This window comes from Sphingopyxis sp. (genome assembly GCF_035565275.1).
Classification (GTDB): Bacteria; Pseudomonadota; Alphaproteobacteria; order Sphingomonadales; family Sphingomonadaceae; genus Sphingopyxis.
The window spans coordinates 1-22,620 of sequence record NZ_DATMST010000099.1 but is presented as its reverse complement, the minus strand read 5'-3'; the positions used below and the strand labels follow the sequence as shown (position 1 = coordinate 22,620).

Here is a 22,620-nt window from a genome sequence, read left to right as displayed (position 1 = left end):
CGCCGGCGGGGTGCGGTCCCGTCCCGCATGCCGCACCTCGTCGCCGCGAAGGCCGCGCGGGCGCGGCCAGGCCAGGAGACCCGAAATGACCGTTCCAAACGACCATCCCGCCTCAGCTTCTGCCGAACCCGGCTCGACTGCCTATCTCCTCCAGGAAATGCAGCTCTTCGGCTACCGGCCCTATGAGGATGAACCCGACCCGCGGCCTCTACCGGATGCCCGGCTTGCCGGAGGCGCCATCGCCGATATGTTCGACGGGCTCACGGGCTGCCTCGCCGAGACCCGTATCGAACCCGATCTCGAAGACCTGCTCTGGAATCTGGTCAACCTCTTCCACCGCGCCGGCGATCGGATCGAGCGCCGGCTCGACGAAAATGAGCAGCTCCAGCGCAAGCTGCAACGCGAACAGGATGGCAGTGAGATCCGCTCGGTCGAGCTCGAACGCGCGACCCTTCAAGGCATCTCGCTCATCGAGAGGCGCGACGCCATGGAATTCTTCCGCGAGGCCGCCGCCGATCAATTCCGCACTCACATGCGCAAGGCTTGGATGCCCCGCACCGGTTCCCGCGCGCATCACAGAGCGCTGACGGCATCGGTCGTCGACAGCCGGGACTTCCTCGACGCGCGCCTTCGCGAAAAGGCGGCGACCTTGCTGCCCGAAGGAACGCGGATCGCCTTTACCGGCGGGAGCGATAGCGACGATCATAACGCGATCTGGGCTGCACTCGACAAGGCTCGCGTGCGGCATGCCGATATGATCCTCCTCCACGGCGCAACGCCGACCGGCGCCGAGCGAGCGGCAGCCTGCTGGGCCGACAACCGTGGTGTCGCGCAGGTGGCGTTCAGGCCCGATTGGAACAAGCACGGCAAGGCGGCGCCGTTCAAACGCAACGACCGGATGCTCGAGGCGCTACCCGTGGGGCTTATCGTCTTTCCGGGAACTGGAATTCAGGACAATCTCGCCGACAAGGCGATGAAAATGGGCATTCCGCTGTGGGACTTCCGCAAGGGCGGTGGCTGAGCCGCGGATTTCCGCGGCTTTGCGTAAATTGCCTCAATCTGGTTCTATCTCTGGAATATATTTGAATAATATGGGGTTAGCCCGCACTTTCAGATTCTCCCAAGATCGCCTGGACCAGCGGTGATCGGCCGTCGCGGGCCGGCCAGCCTTGTAAGAGGGCAAGGCCGCACGCACTGACGAGGGGCTCGCGGACCCGGCAGGTCGGAAACGCCGGTCGGCGCGCCAAGGGTCATAATGCCGACGATGGACGCCGCGCATGCATTTGCGCTCGACGTCAGCCGGGTGAAGGACAAGGCGGGTCTCGCCGACCTGTTGCAGGAAGCGTGTTCGCGAATGGGCTGCTCGTGGTTCGCACTTAGTCACCATATCGACTTCCTGGCGGCTCCGGATCGGGGCGTGCGCGTCCACAATTATCCGGAAGAATGGGCTCTCTGGTTCGACGAGCAACGTCTGGGTGTAACAGATCCCGTTCACCGCGAGAGCCAGCGCAGTATGTCGGGTTTCCTGTGGCACGATATGAAGACCGAGCGGCCCGAAGACGAAGTCATTCTTGCCGAGGCGCGGCGGCACGGCATCGGTGACGGTCTCACCGTGCCGGCGCATCTTCCCGGCCATGCGCATGGCTCTGTTTCGTTTGCGTGGAAGCCGGGTAGTTCTGCGAGTGCCGACGCGCTGCAATTTGCGCGGATGATTGGCGGTCCCGCTTTCGATGCGGCGCGCCTTATCGCCTATCCGGATCTCGCGCACATCGGGCCACGCCTTACCCGTCGGCAGCGCGAGGTGCTGATATGGGCAGCCAAGGGCGAGTCCGTGCCCAGAATAGGGCTGAGACTTGGTCTCAGTCCGGACACGGTGCGCGAACATCTGCGCAATGCCCGCCAGCGCTACGAGGCGAATGGCGGTATCACGCTTACCGTGCGCGCGCTGTACGACGGCGACATAAGTTTCGAGGACATCGCCAAGCGCTGAGAAAAATTGGGGACACCCCCCGATCATGCTATGGTGCAGCGGCGAAAAGCCCTTCAATTGGAACGCCTCTTTTCAAACGGAGGCAAATCCATGCTGCTTATTGTCGATTCCACCAACCGGGCGCTCGAGCACAAGGCGATGCGCACGATGTTCGAGGCGCGCAAGCGCGTTTTCATCGATCTTCTGAAATGGGATATTCCTGCGCTGGCCGATCGCTTCGAGCTGGACCAGTTCGATAACGTCGATGCCACCTATCTGATCGTGACCGATCCGGACGGCGAGCATCTCGCCTCGGCGCGGTTGCTACTCACCACCCGGCCTGCCCTCCTCGACAGCCTCTTCCCGGGGCTGGTCGCAGGGGACGTGCCGCAGGGACCCAACGTCCTCGAAATCACCCGCTTTTGCCTATCGCCGGGCATCGGCGCGCGGCAGCGGCGGATCGCGCGCGACGCGCTGCTGGTCGGGCTTGCAGAGTTCGCGCTCGCCAACGAGGTCAGCACCTATACCGGCGTTGCCGAACTGCCCTGGTTCCGTCAGATTCAGACCTTCGGCTGGGACTGTCACTCACTCGGCGAGCCGCTCCTCCACCGTGGGCAGGCGCTCGTTGGCCTCCGCATCGATATCGATGCCTCCACCGTCGCAAAACTCGCGGCCGCAGGCATCGTCAGCAATGCAATCGCGGCCTCGGCCGCCTGCGCAGCCTAAGGAGGGTAAGATGCTGATCAACCACGCCGCCCTCGACGAGCGATCTCATCGATCCCCTGCCGCAAATGCCCTCATGGACCGCGGCTATGCGGTTCTGCAGGGCGCCGCTCCGACATTGCTTATCGAAGCGATCGCCGCGGATCTCGGACCACGCTACGAGGCGACGCCCTTCTGCGAGGGCGGTTTCTACGGCGAGCGGACCAAGCGGTTCGGCCGCCTCCTGATCCGCTCGCGGCATATGGCCGATCTCGTGATGAACCCGGCGATCCTCGAATTGGCTGAGACTGCGCTCGGAAACTGGTGCGAGCGGATCCAGCTCAATCTCGCGCAGGCGATCGAGCTGCATCCCGGCGCGCTCGCGCAATTCCCGCACCGAGACCAGGATATGTGGCAAGGTGCGCTGGGCGAGGTCGAATATCTGGTGAATGTCATGTGGCCGCTGACACCCTTCACCGAGGAGAATGGCGCGACGATCATCTGGCCCGGCAGCCATGGCGTCGAAGCCTTGGTCGAGGAGCCCAAAGAGGCCCCGATTATTGCGGAGGCCGAGCCCGGCGACGCGATCGTCTTCCTCGGCTCGACGCTGCACGGCGCCGGCGGAAACCGGAGCTGCGACGTCCGCCGCGGGATTATCGTCAGCTACTGCCTCGGTTGGCTCAAGCCCTATGAAAATCAGTGGCTGGCCTATCCGCCTGAGATTGCGCGGGCATTCTCGCCCGGCGTGGCGGCGCTTGCGGGATATGCCCAGCACCGGCCCAATCTCGGCAATTTCGAGGGTCAGTGCCCGTCGGTCCTGTTCGATGGCTATCCGCAAGATCCGATTGCCGCGATCGACGCGCTCCGGCCCGATCAGCAGGCACTGCTCGCCGAACATGTCGCGGCGCAGCGGGCTGAGGGCGGGGCACTGGCGACGTGAGCCCGGGCACGACCATGGAGCGCGTCTACCTGGAGCTGAAGGCGCGCATATTGTCAGGGAGCTATCCACCGGGCACGCGCCTCGATCCGACGCAGTTGGCGAAGTCCTTCGACGCCAGCGCGACCCCAGTTCGCGATGCGTTGCACCGCCTGTCGGGCGAGAGGATCGTCGAAAGCTGGCATCAGGAGGGGTTCCGCCAGCCGCTCCTCGCCGAGGCCGATCTTCACGATCTGTATGCGTGGGCGGGATCGCTCCTCGGCATCGCGTTGAAAGGGCAGTCGCCGCGCCCCGATCCGCCCGGAATGCTCGTCGAGCTCGCGCATGTGTCGGCCTATCCGGAAGCCGTCGATTCGCTGTTCCGTGCAATCGCGATGGGGAGCCCGAACCGCGAGCTGCGCTACGCGATCATCAATGTGGTCGAGCGTTGTCAGCGATTTCGCGTGGCCGAAGCGCGGATCGATGGCGGCTTGAGGGTCGTGCTCGCGGCGATGGAGGACGATTATCGCTTCGGCCGCTGGACGGCATTGCGCAGCAAGATCACGACCTTTCACCGGCGCCGCATGGCCCAGGCGGGCCGCGTCGTCGCGGAACTCAAGCCGCGTTCGGACCCGCTCAGATAATATTCGACATATTCGAGAATTATAAAATTCCTATACCGATTCAAGGGCGTAGCTTTAATGATGCCGCAATTCCGCGGCGTCAGCAAAGGAGGGTCCCATGGACCGCATCGACAACGCCGAAATCGAAGAACTGGGCATCGCCAGCGTCGAAACGCTCGGCGGGCTTCTGCCCTATCCCGAGGATGGCTCGGTCATCCACTTCAAGCCGGACGGCGCGATCACCGCCGACTGACGGGATGGCGGACGCGGCGCGCGGCGCCGCGTCCGTATCGCCATGAGCTATCATCTTCCATCCCATGTCAGCTTCGGCTTCGTCGGCGGAGGCGCGGTGCTCCTCGATATTGAGGCCGACCGCTACCTGATGCTTCGCGGCGCCGAAGCCGGAGCGCTTGCCGCTCTCGGCACCAGCGGAGCACCAAGGTCTGGCGCGGACCCGGCCCTTGACCGTCTCACGGCAAGGGGACTCCTTGCGAAGGGACCCGGCGCAGCCGTTTTGCCCATATCGGTGCCGGCACCGACGGCAAGCGCGCTGGAGCTTGCGGGCAAGGCCGAGCGCGCCAGCGCGCTCGAAATCGGTCGATATCGCGCCGGAGCCTCGCTGCGCCTTCGCTTCCAGGGGATTGGTGCAACGGTTGCCCGCTGGCGTGCCCTGAAAGCACGACACCTTCGCGGCCGCGCCGACCGGGCCACGGATCCGGGAGCAATGGCTCGCGGCTATGCGGCAGCGCGGGTGCAGCTACCCTTGCGCCGCCTCTGCGTGCCCGACAGTCTGGCGCTTGCGCGATTTCTTTGGAAGCGCGACGTCGATTGCGACGTCCTCTTCGGCGTGCGCATCGATCCCTTTGCTGCCCATGCCTGGGTCCAAAAGGGAGAGCTGCTACTTTCCGACAATATCAATGCCGTGGCGGACTATACGCCGGTTTTCCGGTTGTGACGATCCGCTGCGCTCTTGTCGCGGGGCCTCATACCCCGGTTTTGCCGGGCGGGTTCCACGACGCCGGCAGCATCGGGCGGGCCAGGTTGATCGTCGATGCCCGCACGACCGCCTGGATTAGTCACGGCGTGGCGCTGGTCGGCTGGGCTTTTCATCGCCAGGGATATGCTCCCTGCGAGGCGCTGACGCCCCCCGAGGTCGAGCGCATCGTAGCGAGCGAAGGAGCTTGGGCGATCAGCCAGCTTTGGGGTAATTTTCTTCTCTTCTGGGCCGGAGAGGACGGCAGCACTTTTCTCCTGCGATCCCCTATGAGCGGCCCTCCACTTTTCTGCTTCACCCAGGATGGGTCTGGAGGGCTGGTTCGTACTGCCTTCACCGATTTGCCGCTCGCGCGCGCGCTGGGCTTCGCGCTCGACACGCTCGACCCCGAACGCATCGATGCCTGGATGCGCTTTCCCCTGCTTCGCGGGGCAGCAGGCGAGATTCGCGGTGTCCGCGAGTTATTGCCCGGCGAGATCGCAGTCCTTGGCGAGGACATGACGCGGCCGGCGAGCTGGTCGCCATGGGATTATACGCAAAGACCTCCCGAGCGGATCGATCCTGAGGAGCTTCGCGATAAGGTCAGCCGTACAGTGTCGGCCTGGAGCATGCGGTTCGAGCGCGTGCAGCTAGAGCTCTCCGGAGGGATCGACAGCAGCATTATGGCGGCCTGCCTCAGCGGACGCCGTCGGCCTTGGCGCGGGCTCACGATGGCGACGACCGACCCCGACGGTGACGAGCGGCCCTATGCCCGAGCGGTTGCCGAACATGTCGGCGCGCCGCTGGCCGAGTGGCAGCGTCCGTCCTTTGGCGACCCGATGGCCCCGCCCCAGACACTCCGCGCGAGGCCAGGGGGCTTTGGCCTGCTCGGTCCGAGCGACGGCGCCTATCTGGAAGGTGCGCGCGAGTTCAAGGCCGACGCGATCTTCACTGGTACCGGCGGCGACAATGTGTTCGGCTATCTTACCTCGGCCGCGCCGGTGCTCGATGCCCTGCGCTACGAAGGGCCGATTTCGGGATGGCGCGCGGCGGGAGATCTCGCGCAACTCGCAAACGACAATATGTGGCGCGCGCTGGGCTATGCCATGAAGCGCTTGCTGAAGCCGCCGCCGCTCTGGCCAGTCGATCATAGCCTGCTCTCGCGGCGGTTCGCACGCGATCATCCCGAGCATCCCTGGATGGTCGAGGCACATCGCGCCTCGCCGGGCCAGCAGGTCTACGCGATAAAACTCCTCATCGTGCAGCCATTTCTCGATGGCTACGACCGCGCAGTATCCATGCCGATGATCGCGCCGCTGCTGTCGCAACCGATCATCGAATATACGCTCGGCGTCCCGAGCTGGCAGTGGGGAGAGGGCGGCCAGAACCGCGCGCTTGCGCGCAAGGCGTTCCGGCAGGACCTGCCCGAGATGGTGATCGAACGTCTGGGGAAGGGGCGCATATTGTCGGTATTCCTTCCTGCCTTTGAAACCCATCGCCAGCGCCTTCGCTCGTTTCTGCTGGACGGATGGCTGGCTGGAGCCGGACTCCTCGATCTCGATGCGGTCGCAGCGCTCTTCGCCGACGACACAAGGCCCGATCCGGTCATGGTGACCAGGATATTGAGCTTCGCGGATATCGAGCGATGGGCGCGTTCGGTCGCACATCCGCATTCTGGAGGAGAATAGCAGAGGATGTTCGTCATCGAATGCGATTGATGCTTTGACTGCGATGTCGTGCCGGGCGGTCCCCGGGGGAGGCCCGCCCGACACGAACCTATCGCGCAGGCACGGGCAAGGGCTCCTGTGGACCTCCGGCGCGATAATGGCGCCAGCGCTCATACTGAGCGGATTTCTCCGGAGCCGGGTCCTCCTCACCGGTCAGCCAGAACCGGAACCAGTCGAGATTGCGGTCATAGACGGCGCGCTTGTGTCGCGGCTGATATTTATTGTGGAGCTCATCTGCATAGACGATCATCTCCGCCGGCTTTCCGGCGCGCTTGAGCTTGGTGTGAAACTCCGCGGTCCAAGGGGCTTCCGCATCGGGCAACTGCATCAAAATCGGCGTGTCGATCGCGGCGATATCGTAAACCGCCGACGCGATCTTCCAGCGCGCCGGGTCGCTGTCCGGATCGCCCATGCGCCAATAATCCTCCAGCGTTGCCGCAAAGCCGCGGTCAGGGACGGCATTGGTCCAGAAGTAATGGGGCGAAATTTGGCCGGTCCCGATCGTCGCTGCTGCAAATGCTTTGCTATGGCGGAGAGCCCAGAGCGCGACGCCCGAACTATGGCTGAACCCCGCAATCCCCACTTTGTTCGGGTCGACGAGGCCCTCCTTGGCAAGATCCTCGATTGCGGCGGCGATGACGGTCCGGGCTAGTTCGTAGGTGCCTTCCTGCCCACCACGCGGTGGTCCGCGAAACGGATCGATGCACAGGACGGCGATGCCATGTTCAACGAGCGGCAGCATCGGAAGCTCGTCGCCAGTGCCGCCTTTCAGGAACCCGGCGCAATGATAATTCTGGACGACGACCGGTGTCGGAGTTTTCGTCCCGGCAGGCCTCAGCAGGATGGCTGAGCGATTGCCCGGGAGGGCGAGCGGAATGGCCTCGGCGCGTACGCGCCTCGCAAGTGCGGCATTGGGTTCGAAAACGACGCTATGCTTCGCCCCCGCGAGGGCGATGCGGACAAGGCGCGGCGGAATGAGGGGCTGACTTTCGGCGCAGAGGAGTGCGTCGCGCGCCACGGCGCAGCGAAGCGGGCGGTCGGTCAGGCGAAGCGCACCATCGGTCGTCACGATCTTCCGTGCTGTGCGAGAGCCGACGCTCCACTCCCACACATCCTCGCGCGCGCTGCCGGCATCATGGAAGAGCAGCAAGGCGTCCCGGCCTGGCCTCCACGCCGTCACCAGTAATCCTGGCGATTGGCAGATGGGAGCGGCACAGAGGATTGTCGCCCCATTTTTGCGGGTGACGGTCAAGGTCGTGCGCTTCGCCGCGCGTTCTACGGTCGCAACGCTTCCGTCGTCCGAGGCGACCGAGACCCCTTGCGATGGGGTACGGGTCTCCGTTTTGAGCGAGCCGGAGAGAGGGGTGGCGGCCGGTTGTAGTTGCACGGCTTTCTCGCGGCGCGGCGCATCCCACAATATCCGTCGACGGTCGAACCAGGGGCCGGTGAAGCGCTGCATGATCCTTTTGCCATCGTCGATGACGCCGCCGGCGATCGCCTGGTTGAGATCGACGGCGGCGTCGACCAGCACACCCTCCTCATAGGCCTTCATCTCCGCCTGCTCGATCTGCGCCCGTGTCGCGCCGACCGTATAGCGAAGGCTCTTGCCGTCCGCTGACAGCGCAAACTCGACTATATCTGCATCCTCGCGGATTTCTTCGCGCGCGCCGGCACCCTTTCTCCAGTGCCAAAGCGAGATCGCCCCGGCGTGGTACGCAAGGAACCGAAATCCGCGACTGTCGGGGTCCCAGACCGGGGTCTGGTCGGCGACGAGGCCCGCGCCGTCGATGCGAGCGAGGCCGCCGTCCGCCGCGAACTCCGGCTCGGACCCGTCGACCGCGCCGATATACCATGTGAGGCTCGTTTCGTTGGTTTCGAGCGAGGGCCGACTGACACGGAAGACGATATGCGTCCCATCGGGCGAAATCGTCGGGCCGCCGATCTCTGCGACTTCGACGAGGTCAGTAGCCGCGACAGGTTTGCGGTGGGCCGCCGCTATCGGATTAGCGGCGGCCAGTAACGCGGCGGCAATCACCATGTAATGACCGCCTGAAGCGCCATGTTCCTGCCGATCGCGCTAGCCTGTTCGGGGTCATAGCCCATCGCATAGCTCGGCCCACGGAACTGCACATAGGGCGGATCCTTGTCGAAAAGATTGTTGACGCTGAAACCAATCCGCAGCGAGCGTCGATCGGGATCGCCGATCCGCGCGCCGAGCTGGAGATCGAAGGTCGTCCAGCTCCTGACGCGCTCTACGGGCGTGACCGTGAGGTTGCGGTAGGAGCCCACGTGGTTCACCGCGAGGCCACCATCGAAGGCTCCGAGCGTTAGGCCAGCCCGCGCGCGAAGACGAAGCTTCACCGGACTACCGAGGGTTCCGACCACATGCTCGCGCGGCGCGCTTTCGGTGATCTGGTTGTCGATCGCGAATAGTCTGGTACCCCCGAGGCTGAGCGAGATGCTCCCGCCGCCAACCGGGCGGCTGTAGCCAAGGTCGAAATCCAGACCTCGGATCGCCGAAGTTGAGAGGTTGCGGGTCCTGAGATCGATGATGGCGCGGACGTCGGCTGGGGTTACGCCGAGTCCATTCGAGAAGTTCGGCCCAGTGAAATAGCCGTTCACCGTCGCGAGGTCCGGATTGTCCTGAATGATGGACGCATAAAGATCGCGCCGGTTCAGGATATTCCGGCTATCGCTCGATGCCGACGCAATTCGGTCGCGGTAGCGGATATCGAAATAGGTTAGCGACAGCTTCGTGCCCGGGATCGCTCGAGGCTCGAAGTCAATGCCGGCGGTCCAGGTCTCGGCGCGCTCGGGCTGCAGGTCGGGACGAAAGCCGAAGAGTGCGAGGACAACGGTTTGCCCGGTCGGCGACGAGGGATCGGCGACCCGGAGCGTCTGGTAGAGCGCGTTGGCGGTGCCTACCAGTTCGTCGAAGAAAGGCGCGCGGAACGACTTTCCATAGGAAGCGCGGAACGCCAGCCCAGGGAGCGGCGTCCAACGTGCGCCGAACTTTGGATTGGCGGTGTCGCCAAAGTCCGAATAATCCTCATAGCGTCCGGCAGCCGACACGGTGAGCGCGCCGGGAAAGCTGGCGCCGCTGTCGAAGATTGGGGCGACCAGTTCGCCGTAGAGGGCCTTGACGACGCGCTTGTCTGGCAGACCCGGGATGCCGATGACCAGCGGCGTGTCGGTGACGAGGTCGAGCACCTGCTCGAAGGTGAAGCGGTCGCGGCGATACTCGGCGCCCACCGCCATTTTGAGGTCGCCCGCGGGCAGCGCGAACAAGGTGCCGTCGGCACGGAGGGCTCCCGTCCAAACCTCGAACCGGGTTTTGGCGGTGATGGTACCACGCAGGCTGTCGATCAGCGCCGGGTCGTTGACCGCGCCATCGCCGAAGACATTGATCGCCTGCGGGGCGTTCGTCGAGGCGACCGCGCGCGAGAAGCGCAGGCTGTGGACCAGATTGAAGCTGTCATAACGCTCCTTCTGGCGTCCGAACCCGCCGGTCAGTTCGATCGACCAGGTCCCGATGTCGGCGCGTGCGCCAACGAGGCTGTTGAAGGCCTTTGCCGTGCCGCGCAGGCTTTCCGGGCCGAAGTCCGCTGCCGGATCATAATAGACGTTGATCGGCTGACCCGTTCCGATCGGGTCGACATAAAAGGGATTCGCACTTGTAACGCGGACCGGCGTCGGGCCGCTGACGCGGCGTCGTGCCTCGAAACGCCGCTCCGAATACAGGGCGCGCGAGAATAATGTGACGTGCGAGCCGAGCGATTGCTCGACGCTTCCATAGAGGCTCCCTGTCTCCTGCTCGGGCAGAATGTCGGTGTGACGCCGCGCGTCGCCGCGGTTGAAATCCGCGCTCGGCGTCAGTTGGGCTGCCGTCAGCCCGCGACCATTCTGGCCCCGCGGAATGAGGAAACGCTGGCCGTTTGCGGCCACGATGGTCCCGGGGCTGTTATAGTTCGAGCGCAGATCGGGGCCACCGAAGGCTCGAAGATCCTCGGTAGCAAAAGGTCGCTTTGTCGCCTCAAGATTGCCACGCTTGCTATATTCCCCTGCGACGACGAGGTGGCCCGCAGACCAGCCCGTACCGAAAATCTGGCTGATCTGGACCTCGCCATAATCGCCATCGGCGGTCCCGGCACGCAGCCGTGTCTCGGCGCCCTCGAAGCGGTTGCGAAAGCGGATGTTCACCACCCCCGCGACCGCATCCGAACCATAGATTGCGGACGCGCCGTCGGTGAGAATCTCGACCCGGTCGATGGCGACGGAGGGCACGAGCGATACATCGGCATAGGCGCCCGACCCGCCGCCCAGCGCGGGCCGCGCGCCATCGAACAGCGTGAGCGTGGCGCCGGGCCCGAGTCCGCGCAGGTTGAAGCCGCTCCCATAGGCGATATTCGATGAGGCTTTGCCGCGATTGCTGAACCCGACATTGGCCTCGGCGGGACCACCCGAGAAGTTCTGGGGGATCGTCTGGATGAAATCGGCGAGCGTTGCTCGCCCACTGCGATCGAGCGCATCGCGATCGATGGTGGCGACGGCCGAGCCGACGGGGCCCGTTCCACGGATACGGGTTCCGGTTACGACGATCGCCTCGTCACGGCCATCAATCGATTGCGCTGCCGCGGCACCGTCGTTTCCCTCGCGCAGTACCAGGGCGCCGTCGATGAGTTCTCCGATGAGACCGGTGCCGGAGAGGAGGCGGGATAGGGCAGCGTCAGCGTTCAGGCGGCCGGTCACGCGAGAACTGCGCTTGCCGTGTGTGATCGTGCCGGAGGCGATGACCTCGCGGCCGGAGATTTCGGAGTATCGCTGGAGTGCGGTGGCAAGATCCTGCGCCGGGAGGTTGTAGCTTTGCTGTCCCACCCGAGCCTGAATTTGGGCCTGCGCGCTCGGCACCTGGATCGCGATGGCCGCAGTGCCCGATGCGAGCATCGCCGCAATAAACTTGGTCTTCATGATACCTCCCCAAGCGGCCACTGTTGGCCGTCTGGGGTGCAAAACACCGGGAGAGGATGATCCCCCCTCCCGATCGAACTATTTTTTCCGGAGGATGATTTCGTTGCCTTTGTCCTCGGCCGTAAGGCCGAGCGCAGCGGCAAGCTTGCGCGCGAGGCTGTCGCCGTCGGCGACGTCGAACCGGCCGGTGACGGGAAGCGAGGCGAGGGCGGGATCGTCAAGACGGATGGGCTTGCCGCCGGTCTTGTTCGCCGCGTCGAGAACCGCGCCGAGCGGCAGATTATTGGCCGCGAGCATCGTCGACGGCAGGGGGGGCGTCATCTCGGGAAGAAGGCGCGGGCCGGTCTCGGACACTTCCGCCTTTTCGCCCGGAGCGAGCCGGATTGCTTTCGCGGTGCCGCCGAGCCGAACCTCGACCGAGCCCGAGACCAGCTTGATCTTCGGGCTGGACGCGCGGGCATCAACCTCGAACACCGTGCCGAGCGCGATGGTCTCGGATCGCCCTGCGATGACAATGAATGGCCGGCCGGCATCATGGGCGACCTCGAAGCGGGCGCGCCCGCCGTGCAGGCGGACGCGCCGCTCGCTTGTCGTGAACTGCGGTTCAGCCCATGCGCCGTCCACCAGCGTCACCGTCGACCCGTCGGCAAGGCGAAGTTGGCCGGGCAACATTGGCCCGGCGGCAATCTGTTCGACGTCGACAGGCTTACCGAGGTGCCAGGCAAAGCCGATCGCGATGCTCACAGCCGCGACCGCGGCGACCGCCCAGCGAAGCTGGCGCGGTGCGCTTTGCGACGGACGTGCCTGGGCGCCGATGCGTTGACGCGACATGCTGGCGCCCAGCATATAATGTTCCTCTGCCTCGGCATAGGCGTCCGCATGGCCGGGCTTCGCGTGCCACGCGGCGAATGCGGCCCGTTCGGCTTCGGTGGGCGAGCCGTGCATCTTGGCGGCCCAGTCGGCCGCCTCGCTGTCCGCCCGCCTCACAGCTGTGCGTCTCGCGCCTTGCGGATCGCTTTGAGGGCCTTGGCGATATGTTTTTCCACGCGTTTCAGACTCATGCCTTTGATTCGTGAAATTTCGGAATAGCTCAGATCATCGAGCCTGTGCATCAGGAATACATCCCGTGTGGTGGGATTCAGCGCAGCGATCGCATCCTCGGCGCGGCGCAGAAGGTCGCGTTGTTCGAGAACGGCGTGGGGATCGGGACCGGCGAGTTGCTGGTCCTCGAAACTGTCATGGGCCTGTACATGACTGCGCACGCCCGAACGCGCACGGTTCTTGAGAATGCTGCGCGCGGCGGATGCCAGATAGGCGGCGGGCGCTTCCAGAAATCCGGCGCCATACCCCTTAGCGGACATGAGCCGGCGGAACGTCTCCTGGACAAGATCCGGCACCTCCTGCGGCGGCACATTGCGTCGGAAGATTCCGGCGACCCGTGCATGGTGCGAAGCGTAGAGATTCTCCATCCGAGCGTCATGGCCATGACCGGCCCAGTCGTCGGGGGGAAGGGGAGTTCCCGACGGGAGGCCGCGGCCTGCCGAGGGGGCGTCGTCATAGTCCATTCCATATCGCCTACCGGTCGAGCCGGAAAGCGAGTCTGCCGGAGTGGTAAGAACATATTCGGAAATATGCGCCGCCGCCTTTAGCCCGAGGGCCTGGACATACGCGTCGGCCACCCGGCAGCGGATGGAAATTTCACAAGGCTTTCCGACGAGGCTTCTTACGACCCGGCACCGCGCGCCTTCTTGCCCGATGCAGGGCAAGCATAGCCCGACGGTGCGTCAGGGCAAGAGTCCCCGGAGCAATTGCATCCAAATCGAATCGGATTCTTCCTTTGAACCCTCGCTTGTCAGCGGCGCCGATAGGGCTCGCAGGCGATCCCGTCTCCGTCGCCGTCCATCTCGAGACGATAGCCCGGCTGCCCGCGGCGGAGGGGGGCAGCGCCGGACGCCCAAGCCTCCTTGCAGTTACTATAATATGTGGTCGTAGGCCCCGCGCGCGGAGCGGGTGAGGGGATTGATTCCCGGCGCCGTTGGGCGTCGCGGGCGACCGTGTGAGAGTGCGCGGCGCGGTAGTCTGCGGGCATTTGGAATGTCCCGGCCCAAAGACCAAGGCGCGCAGCCTTGGCCCGGGCCTCATGCGCGACATAACGGTCCGAGAAGTCCGCGAGGGCTACCGCAAGCCCGGCGTCGACCAACGCGCCGGCAAGGTCGGTGGCCCCGGCGCGGCAGGCGGCGACGGTGCGTCCATGAGCATCGATGTCGTGCTGTTCGCAAATGATCTGCTGTCCACCGACGAGCGCGGCCAGCTTGGCCGCAGCAGCTTTGCCGCAGGCCCAATTTCTATCCGCCCTTTCGCAAGTCTGCGACAGTTCGGGTGCATCAATGCCGTGAAGCCGGACCGCGATCCCGCCGAAGTCGAGCGAATCTCCGTCGGCGGCGCGTGCCACTCCACTGATATCCTGGGCGAGAGCAGGGACTGCGAGCAGCAGCAGCGAGGCGGCGATGATATGTCTCATGTCACCGAGGATAACCGCTTCGGCTTACCAGGTCCTTGCAGGATCGGACCCGAGCCATTGCAACCTGTTGCCGAGATGCATCATCGCCGCCGCATAACGCTACGGCATGGTAGATTTTTCTCGCCTGTTTTGCGCGATCGTCTATCCGCCGGCTCGCGACCCGAATGGAGGGCTCCCTTCATTCACTGACTTGGCGGCCCCTCGGGGCCGCCTTTTTCATTTGTAGCTTCGCATGGCAGGCATGGGCCGAGGCAGGCAACATATGAAGGCGCGGCGCATTTGTCTGGATAACAGGCAAAGGAGCTCCCCTCATGGCAACTACCGAACCCCTATCGTCCCGGCGTATCCTCATCATGGCCGCCGACGGCTTCGAACAATCCGAACTTGAGGTCCCGCTTGAGCGTCTTCAGGACGCTGGAGCCAAGATCGATATCGCGTCCCTCGAGATGGGCGATATTACCGGCTGGGACGAAGATGACTGGGGCGACGAGATCGAGGTCGACCTCAAGATATCCGATGTCCATATCGACAATTACGACGCGCTCATACTGCCGGGCGGTCAGATCAATCCGGATCTTCTGCGCGTCGATGACGACGCGGTGGCGTTGATTCGTGACTTTGCCGCGACCGGCAAACCGGTTGCGGCCATCTGCCACGCGCCATGGCTTCTGATCGAAGCGGGGCTGGCAAAGGGGCGGCGCTTGACCTGCTATAAGTCGATACGGACCGACGTCGCGAACGCGGGTGCCGAGGTGGTCGACGAGGCGGTCGTGATCGACGGCAACATCATTACCAGCCGCTGCCCCGACGATTTGCCTGCATTTTGCGACGCGATCGTAGAGGCGCTGCAGGACAAGAGCTGAAATTTCTGAGAAGTTGCGTTTGTGAGCGCCCCTCGATTGCGTGGAATAACCGGGCTTTGAGATATTTAGAGGGGCTAAGCTCTACACTACGGCTGCAGGCCACCGATCGAAAATGAGCGGAGGCGAGGCGACCGAAAAATCGACGCAACCCAGGTTAACTCGCTGCAACCGCGGCAAGAGAGGTCGGTTTCAGCAGCATGCTACCGCCAACCGACGACAGCTCCCATCCTCTGGCTCAACGCTTCCGGGACTTCATCCGCGCCACGGATTTTCCCTGTGTCGGAGCGAAGTCCGCGCTTGCGCGAAGCCAGATCCGCTTCGTCGTCGGCCGCGACATGCGCTCGGCTTGGGACGATTTGCGCATCTACCCCAATCTCCTCGATCTCGCCTGGAGTTATGCGCGCTCGCCGAGCCTATTCCATTCGCTCGTGGTGATCTTCGAGGAGGATGGCGGGCTCGACGAGCAAGCGTTCGAGACATGTCTGTGGGAGCGTATCGACTCGCTGAGCCGGAAGGACGACTGGGCAGGCCAGCCGCCCGATCCGCGCGTCAGTCACAGCCCTGATGATCCGCACTTCTCGCTGAGCTTCGGCGGCGAGGCCTTTTTCGTCGTCGGCCTCCACCCCCGAGCCAGCCGTCCCGCGCGCCGCTTCGAACGCCCCGCACTGGTGTTCAACCTCCACGACCAGTTCGAGAAGCTGCGCGAGACCGAGGTCTATGAGACGATGCGCGGAAAGATCATCGCACGCGACATCGCCTTGGCCGGAAGCGCGAACCCCATGCTTGCCCGTCACGGCGACGTGTCGGAGGCACGGCAATATTCGGGGCGGGCTGTCGGACCCGATTGGCGGTGTCCCTTCTCCGGACGTAACGCGGCGCCCTGAGCGCCGTTGCGCAGCCTATTTTGCCGGGCGGCGCGGCGCCAGGTCGAAACTCTCCCCATCGCGCAGCGCGTGAAGCGTCGCGCCGTGAAGCGATACGATGCCGCCGGACGAGGCGCCCGCCGCGGCGGAATGGCTCGCCCGCGACGCGTCGACGATCGTGACGCCGCCGCTTCCGATCACCCGCGCGGTGCCGGCCTCGATCCGGAGCGCGGTGTCCTCATCGATCCCGATTCCGAGACAGTCGGGACGACGGCTGACCGCGCCGAGAAGCCGCCCGATGCGCCCGCGCTCCGCGAAATGCTGGTCGATGATGCAGTCGGGGATGAGGCCAAGCCCCGGCACCAGTTCGATGTCGTCGATGCGCGGCGTCTCTTCGCCGCTTCCGCCGATGAGCATCGTTTCGCCCTGCGCCGAGGCTCCCGCCGACGTTCCCGCGATAAGTCCCCCGCGATCGTGGAGCGCGTGAATGGCCGCCTCGATGGGCGTGTCTCCGGTGAGGCTCACGAGGCGCGACTGGTCGCCGCCGGTGAAGAAGATACCGTCGGCCTGGTCGATCATGCATACGCGCGCCGGATCCCGGGCTTGATCCCGATCGTCGAGGTAAAGCTCGACGAGCCGGCCGATCCCAAGCGGCGCAAAGCCCTCGCAATAGGCCTCGAAATATCCATCGCGCTTCGCGCTGGCGATAGTGGCAATGACGAGCGTGCCTTGGCCCAGCTCAGCAGCGATTGCACCGAGTATCTTGCGGCTGCCATCCTTGTCTTCATGGCCGCCGATCACGAAAAGGGGGCCGCGATTAATGGGCATGGTCATCCTCCCAGACGATGTCGGAAACCGCGGACATTCCCTCGCGGGCATAGGCGGCGGCGAAATGCGGACTATTGTGCGCGATGCCGATCGCGCCGTCGCGGTCGAGAAGGATGACGCCCGCCTCGGCTCGGAGGCGCGCCATCGGCTCGAAAATCGTTGTAACCGCCGCGCTGGCGCCCGTTGTCTCGAGCGCGCGCATCACGCGCGCGGCAAGCAGCGTCCGTGCGATCGCCTCACCGTCGCCCGAAAGCGACACCGCGCCGACGCCGTCCTCGGCATAGAAGCCGCAGCCGGGAAGCGGTGCGTCGCCGACGCGCCCGGCGAGCGTGCCCGCCAGTCCGCCGGTCGATGTAGCCGCGGCAACATGTCCTGCGCGGTCGCGCGCAACGCAGCCAACCGTATCATGGTCGCTCTCGCCCGCTGTCGCCGGGCGCATGGCTTCCATGGGTTCCGCGATGCCGCTCGCTCGTGCGAAAGCCTCGGCGCCGGCACCGACGAGGAGCACGGGCGGCTCCCTAAGCATGGCATGCGCCGCTTCGACGGGATTGTAGAGGAACCGCACGCAAGCAACCGCGCCGACGTCGAGCGTGGCGCCATCCATGATACCCGCGTCCATCTCGACCTCGCCGTCTGCATTCGCCACCGATCCCCGGCCGGCGTTGAACAGCGGATCGTCCTCGAGCAGGCAGACCGCGGTCTTGACCGCCTCGAGCGCGCCGCCGCCGCGCTCCAATATCATCCTGCCGGCTTCCAAGGCTGCCGCGCACCCCTCGCGGCGCGGCGCCTGCAGTGCCGGCGGGATCCGGCACGCTCCGCCGTGGACCGCGATCGCCCAACGTCCGTCAGCCATGCGCCGCCTCCAGCAACCGGGCGTCCTCAGGACCGGTGCCCGCCGCCCAGGCTTCGACGATCCTCCATATCCCGTCGACGTCGGTCGGCGTGAGCACCACGATATCGCCGGGGCGCGCGGCCGCAAGGCAAGCCGAGGCAGCGTCATACTCACCATCGTGCATACCGATCGCGGCCGCATCGAGCCCCGCTGCGAGGGCGCCCTTGCGCATCAAGGCATTGGCTTCGCCGGGTGGGCGTCCCCTGAGGTCAACATTCTCGCGCAGCATCAGGACATCGAACATCGCGCCCGAGAGAGCGCCGATATCGACGAGATCGCAATCGCGCCGGTCCCCCGGGATGCCGATCATTCCGATCACACGGACATTGCTGTCGCCGCGCATCGAGCCGAGCAACTCGGCGAGCGCGGTGAGCGCGGCGCGGTTATGGGCATAATCGACGACGATCCGCACCCCGTGCGCCTCGGCAAGGCTGAGACGCCCAGGCGAATCCTCGAAGCTCGGGCGAAAGGATGCGAGGCCCGAGGCGATCATACCCGGAGCAATCCCGTAGGCGGCGGCCATCGCCGCGGCCGCGGCGGCATTCTCGACATTGAACCGGGCTGCGCCGTTCAGCGTCACCGGAATATTCGCGATAGGAATGATCGGCATGGATTCGCTGCCCCGGTGCAGCATGAGCGTTCCGCGCTCGCCGCTTACCGCCAGTCCGCCACTATCGAGATGCGCTTGGATCGGTGCCAACGCGTCCGCTACCGCTCCGCCGGTGAACCAGACGATCCGTCCGCGGGCTCGGCGTGCCATCCGCACGGTGAGCGGGTCGGCGGCGTTGAGAACGCAGGCGCCGCTCTTTTTGACGTTGCGGGCAACGATCGCTTTGACGCGCGCCAGGTCGGCGAGCGTCTCGATGCCCTTGAGGCCGAGATGGTCGGGCGTGACATTAAGGACTGCCCCGACGTCGCACGCGTCGAAAGCGAGGCCCTCGCGCAGCATTCCGCCGCGCGCGGTCTCGAGAACTGCCGCTTCGACGCGGGGGTGGCGCAGCAGCATGCGCGCGCTCTTGGGACCGCTCGCGTCGCCCCCGGCGCTGCGGGTCTCGCCGACATAGACGCCCGAGGTACAGGTGAAGCCGGTGGTGAGGCCATGGTGTTCCAGGATTCGCGCGAGCATGCGCACCGTCGTCGTCTTGCCGTTCGTTCCGGTCACCGCGAAGATGGGGATACGGCTCTTTTGGCCTTTCGGAAAGAGCGAGGCGATGATCGGCCGCGCAACGTCGCGCGGCGTCCCTTCCGATGGAGCAAGATGCATGCGAAGCCCGGGCGCGGCATTGACTTCGACGATGCCGCCCCCCGACGCACGGACGCTTTGCGCGATATCGGGGACGATCATGTCGATGCCGGCGACGTCGAGTCCGAGCGCGGCGGCGGCGTCGATCGCGATCGCCGCATTTTCGGGATGAATGACATCGGTCCGGTCGATCGCGCTCCCGCCGGTCGAGAGGTTGGCGGCGCCGCGGAGCGTCACGATCTCGCCTGCCTTGGGCACGCTCGCGAGAGTGAAGTTCGCCTCGGCGAGAAAGGCCTCGAGCGCGGCGTCGATGCGGATCCGGGTGAGAACGGCCTCATGCCCGACACCGCGGCGTGGATCGTTGTTAACCGCCTCGATCAGATCCGCGATGCTGTTCCTGCCATCGCCGGCCACATGCGCGGCGACGCGCTCGGCGACCGCGACCACGGCTGTGCCGACGACGAGAATGCGGTGATCGGCTCCGACGAGCTGCTGCTCGACGATGACACGCGGTGCGATGGCTTGCGCTCGCTCGAAGGCGTCGCAAAGAGTTCCATCGTCGGCGACGCTCGTGGTGACACCGCGGCCCTGATTGCCGTCGAGCGGTTTTACAACGACCGGCCAGCCGAGCTTCGCGGCAGCGCGTTCCGCATCCGACACCGTCCGCACGAGTTCGCCGCGCGGTACGGGGATACCGATGCTCGTGAGCATCTCTTTCGCCGCCTGCTTGTTCGCGGCGAGTTCGGCGCCGATCAGCGATGTCGCGCCGGTCACGCTCGCCCGAATGCGGCGCTGGCGGTGGCCGGTGCCGAGCTGGATGAGGCTTGCCTTGTCGAGCCGCAGGACGGGGATATGCCGGCGCCGCGCTTCGGCCACGAGCGCCGCGGTGCTGGGGCCGAGCCCGTTCTTGCGGACGATCGCTCGAAGCGCGCTCACCCTCGTGTCTGTATCGGTCGCTCTGCCGTCGAGCTCCGGGGCGATACGATCGAGCCCTTCGGCACCCTGCATCGCAGTCGGAAGCAGCGCGTTCACGAGTTCTATGGCTGCCCGCCCGGCGGCTAAGCCGCTCGGCGCATCGGCGTAGCAGTAGAGAATATCATATTGGCCGGGCTTGCCGCGCACCCTGCGCGTCTTGCCCCTCGTGACCGCGGCCCCGGCGCTGGTCTGCAGCTCGATCGCCACATGTTCGATGATATGGCCGAGGCGGGTTCCGTCGGCGAGCCGGCGGAGAAAGCCGCCAGGCGCGCCATAGCTGCAGCCATGGTCCACGAGGCCGGGAAGTAGCGATTGCAGGGCATTGTCGAAACCCGGGAGGCGGTCGCTCGGATCATCGTCGAGGATCCCGAGATCTACGCGGATCCGGATCATCGGACGCCGGCTGTAGAGGTTGGGGCCGTTATAGACCGAGCGTTCGAGCACGCGCAGCTGGGCGGAACTCAATGCGCCGGCCTTGCAGGGGGCAGCGACCGGTTGCCGCGGTCGAGGGGCGCGGTTCGAGCCGGGGCGCGCGAAAAGATGGGGCCGGGAGGGGAGAGGGGGAAGCGCGGCATGCTTGTCCTTGGGTTGGGTCCTGCAGATGCCAACGCGAGCGGCTGGGCCCGGTTGCCGGAGTTAACCTGGATCATGGCGATTGTTGCCGGCGGGTCGGCAACTGCACGCGCGGGGGCGCGTTGGGGAAGCAGGCGATGACGCATCTCCTGCCAGAGCGGGGCGCGCCCTTCGGGCTCGACCGTTTTCCACTGAATCCCGTCTCGAGGGGAAGAAGGGCAAGGTCGATGCGCGCGCCTGTTCTTCATGCGGGGGGACCGGACAGAAGGCACAACGATGAAATTCGACAGCGAGACCAGCTTCCTTACCGCATTCGACAATGAAGAGAGCCGCCACGGCGGGCCCGTTGCCGGTATTGCCGCGCGCGCCCGGCGCCTCGCGCTCATCGGCTGTTTCCGGCCGCGCCAGTGCGGGATCGCGACCTTCACCGCCGACATTTACGACCATCTGACGACCGCGCGTCCCGACATGGCGATCGATGTCTATGCGATGGCAGCCAGGCCGGGCGATGCGAGCGATTCCGCAGCCGTTGCTGGCATCGATGAGAAAGATGCCGATGGATATCGCGCTGCCGCGGAGGCGATCAACGCAAGCGGTGCCGACGCGGTCTGGCTCCAGCATGAGTTCGGGATTTTCGGGGGTCCCGCAGGCGACATGATACTGGGGCTCGTCGACCGCGTTGCGGCGCCGCTGATCGTCACCTTCCATACCATCCTCGCCGAGCCGAGCGCCGACCAGCGGCGCGTGATGGAGCATCTCGTCGCGAAGGCGGCGAAGCTCGTCGTGATGAGCGCCTTCGGCCGCGAGACGCTGATCCGCATCTATGGCGCGAAGGCGGAGCGCATCGAACTGATCGAGCATGGCACCCCCGACCGGGCCTTCGAGGCATGTTCGCCGCTTCGCGAGCGGCTCGGCCTTGCGGGCCGTCCGGTCGTCTCGACCTTCGGCCTCCTCGGGCCGGGCAAGGGGCTGGAAGCGGCCATCCGCGCGCTGCCGGCGATTGCCGCCCAATATCCCGACATTCTCTATCGGATCGTCGGCGCCACCCATCCCAATCTCGTCGCTGCCGAGGGCGAAGCCTATCGGCAGAGCCTTGCCGACCTCGCCGAGGAGCTCGGCGTCGCGGACAATATCGCCTGGGAGAACCGCTTTCTCGACCTGCCCGAACTCCTCGAACAGATCGAGCTATGCGATATCTATCTCGCGCCCTATCCCAATCTCGCGCAGATCACCTCAGGTACGCTCGCCTATGCGGTGGCGCTCGGCCGCGCGGTCGTATCGACGCCCTTCGTGCATGCGCGCGAACTGCTCGCCGATGACGTGGGCATCCTGCTCGGCGGGGCCGACAGCGACGCGATCGCCGAGGCGGTGTTGCTGTTGCTCGCGCACCCCGGCGAACGGCGCGCGCTCCAGGAGCGCGCCTATGCGCGCGGCCGGTCTACCGCCTGGCCGGTCATCGCGGCGCGCTTTGCATCGCTGATCGAAAACGTCGCGGCCGTGCCGGCGCGGCGCGAGCCCCGGCGGATGTTCCCCTCCTTCGCCGCGATCCGCGCGCTCTCGGACGATGTCGGCATATTGCAGCACGGGACGGGGCTCATTCCCGACCGGAATCACGGCTATTGCATCGACGACAATGCGCGCGCGCTGATGCTCGTCAATGCGAGCCCGTCGCTCGGCGAGGAGGAATATGGCCTGCTCTTCGCGCGCTACGCCGCCTTCCTTCACCATGGCTGGAACCCCGATCGCGGGCGCTTCCGCAACTTCATGGCCTATGACCGGCGCTGGCTCGAGGATGAAGGGTCTGAAGACAGCAACGGGCGCACGCTCTGGGCGCTCGGCCATGGCGCAGCGCACGCGCGCACGCCGGAACTCCGCGCCTGGTGCGCGGGACTATTTGCGCGCACCGCCCCCTTGGCAGCCGACCTCAAAAGTCCGCGCGCGATCGCGTTCGCACTTCTCGGAGCCGACGAACTCCTGGGCCGCG

General features: G+C 65.5%; 19 protein-coding genes. 11 read left to right on the top strand and 8 right to left on the bottom strand.

What is annotated here, in order from left to right:
* Positions 1 to 85: 85 nt before the first annotated feature.
* The 8 genes from VN047_RS07145 (at position 86) to VN047_RS07110 (ending at position 6,871) form a co-directional block, all read left to right on the top strand.
* Complete coding sequence (locus VN047_RS07145; protein ID WP_062179242.1) at positions 86 to 1,021, top strand: DUF2493 domain-containing protein; 936 nt, start codon at positions 86 to 88, stop codon at positions 1,019 to 1,021.
* Between the two features lie 234 nt (positions 1,022 to 1,255).
* The gene (locus VN047_RS07140) at positions 1,256 to 1,990 is read left to right on the top strand and encodes a helix-turn-helix transcriptional regulator (protein WP_062179245.1); all 735 of its coding nucleotides are present in this window, start codon (positions 1,256 to 1,258) and stop codon (positions 1,988 to 1,990) included.
* Between the two features lie 30 nt (positions 1,991 to 2,020).
* Positions 2,021 to 2,695, top strand: a complete 675-nt coding sequence (locus VN047_RS07135; RefSeq protein WP_325541441.1) for an acyl-homoserine-lactone synthase — start codon at positions 2,021 to 2,023, stop codon at positions 2,693 to 2,695.
* Positions 2,696 to 2,705: 10 nt separating this feature from the next.
* Complete coding sequence (locus VN047_RS07130; protein WP_238586598.1) at positions 2,706 to 3,611, top strand: phytanoyl-CoA dioxygenase family protein; 906 nt, start codon at positions 2,706 to 2,708, stop codon at positions 3,609 to 3,611.
* 14 nt (positions 3,612 to 3,625) lie between these two features.
* Positions 3,626 to 4,231 (top strand): GntR family transcriptional regulator, encoded by a 606-nt coding sequence (locus VN047_RS07125; protein WP_062179254.1) that lies wholly within the window; start codon positions 3,626 to 3,628, stop codon positions 4,229 to 4,231.
* A 97-nt stretch (positions 4,232 to 4,328) separates the two neighbouring features.
* Positions 4,329 to 4,463: a hypothetical protein gene (locus VN047_RS07120; protein WP_274520227.1), complete on the top strand. Its 135-nt coding sequence runs from the start codon at positions 4,329 to 4,331 to the stop codon at positions 4,461 to 4,463.
* 42 nt (positions 4,464 to 4,505) lie between these two features.
* Positions 4,506 to 5,165: a lasso peptide biosynthesis B2 protein gene (locus tag VN047_RS07115; protein WP_137892484.1), complete on the top strand. Its 660-nt coding sequence runs from the start codon at positions 4,506 to 4,508 to the stop codon at positions 5,163 to 5,165.
* An 86-nt stretch (positions 5,166 to 5,251) separates the two neighbouring features.
* Positions 5,252 to 6,871 (top strand): asparagine synthase C-terminal domain-containing protein, encoded by a 1,620-nt coding sequence (locus tag VN047_RS07110; RefSeq protein WP_137892486.1) that lies wholly within the window; start codon positions 5,252 to 5,254, stop codon positions 6,869 to 6,871.
* An 88-nt stretch (positions 6,872 to 6,959) separates the two neighbouring features.
* On the opposite strand, the gene VN047_RS07105 is transcribed toward VN047_RS07110, so the two are convergent.
* From VN047_RS07105 to VN047_RS07085, 5 genes are all read right to left on the bottom strand, one after another.
* Positions 6,960 to 8,948, bottom strand: a complete 1,989-nt coding sequence (locus VN047_RS07105; protein ID WP_325541440.1) for an Atxe2 family lasso peptide isopeptidase — start codon at positions 8,946 to 8,948, stop codon at positions 6,960 to 6,962.
* On the bottom strand, positions 8,942 to 11,878 hold the full coding sequence (locus VN047_RS07100; protein WP_062179265.1) for a TonB-dependent receptor: 2,937 nt from the start codon (positions 11,876 to 11,878) through the stop codon (positions 8,942 to 8,944). The genes VN047_RS07105 and VN047_RS07100 overlap by 7 nt, the downstream gene beginning before the upstream one ends.
* Before the next feature lie 78 nt (positions 11,879 to 11,956).
* Complete coding sequence (locus tag VN047_RS07095; protein WP_062179268.1) at positions 11,957 to 12,865, bottom strand: FecR family protein; 909 nt, start codon at positions 12,863 to 12,865, stop codon at positions 11,957 to 11,959.
* Complete coding sequence (locus tag VN047_RS07090; RefSeq protein ID WP_083435714.1) at positions 12,862 to 13,443, bottom strand: RNA polymerase sigma factor; 582 nt, start codon at positions 13,441 to 13,443, stop codon at positions 12,862 to 12,864. The genes VN047_RS07095 and VN047_RS07090 overlap by 4 nt, the downstream gene beginning before the upstream one ends.
* Before the next feature lie 287 nt (positions 13,444 to 13,730).
* Complete coding sequence (locus tag VN047_RS07085) at positions 13,731 to 14,399, bottom strand: thermonuclease family protein (RefSeq protein WP_062179274.1); 669 nt, start codon at positions 14,397 to 14,399, stop codon at positions 13,731 to 13,733.
* 311 nt (positions 14,400 to 14,710) lie between these two features.
* On the opposite strand from VN047_RS07085, the gene VN047_RS07080 reads away from it, so the two are divergent.
* Both VN047_RS07080 and gntA read left to right on the top strand, forming a co-directional pair.
* Complete coding sequence (locus VN047_RS07080) at positions 14,711 to 15,262, top strand: type 1 glutamine amidotransferase domain-containing protein (protein ID WP_062179277.1); 552 nt, start codon at positions 14,711 to 14,713, stop codon at positions 15,260 to 15,262.
* Positions 15,263 to 15,459: 197 nt separating this feature from the next.
* Positions 15,460 to 16,146 (top strand): guanitoxin biosynthesis heme-dependent pre-guanitoxin N-hydroxylase GntA, encoded by a 687-nt coding sequence (gene gntA / locus VN047_RS07075; RefSeq protein ID WP_062179280.1) that lies wholly within the window; start codon positions 15,460 to 15,462, stop codon positions 16,144 to 16,146.
* A 15-nt stretch (positions 16,147 to 16,161) separates the two neighbouring features.
* On the opposite strand, the gene VN047_RS07070 is transcribed toward gntA, so the two are convergent.
* From VN047_RS07070 to cphA, 3 genes are read right to left on the bottom strand one after another with little or no spacing between them, the layout of a single operon-like run.
* Positions 16,162 to 16,953, bottom strand: a complete 792-nt coding sequence (locus tag VN047_RS07070) for a cyanophycinase (RefSeq protein ID WP_325541439.1) — start codon at positions 16,951 to 16,953, stop codon at positions 16,162 to 16,164.
* Positions 16,943 to 17,806: an isoaspartyl peptidase/L-asparaginase family protein gene (locus tag VN047_RS07065; protein WP_325541438.1), complete on the bottom strand. Its 864-nt coding sequence runs from the start codon at positions 17,804 to 17,806 to the stop codon at positions 16,943 to 16,945. The genes VN047_RS07070 and VN047_RS07065 overlap by 11 nt, the downstream gene beginning before the upstream one ends.
* The gene (gene cphA, locus VN047_RS07060; RefSeq protein WP_325541437.1) at positions 17,799 to 20,528 is read right to left on the bottom strand and encodes a cyanophycin synthetase; all 2,730 of its coding nucleotides are present in this window, start codon (positions 20,526 to 20,528) and stop codon (positions 17,799 to 17,801) included. Before cphA ends, VN047_RS07065 begins: the two co-directional genes overlap by 8 nt.
* 384 nt (positions 20,529 to 20,912) lie before the next feature.
* Between cphA and VN047_RS07055 the strand changes: the two genes are divergently transcribed.
* Positions 20,913 to 22,620, top strand: a 1,708-nt coding sequence (locus VN047_RS07055; RefSeq protein WP_325541436.1) for a glycosyltransferase family 4 protein, incomplete at its 3' end; no start/stop codon positions are given.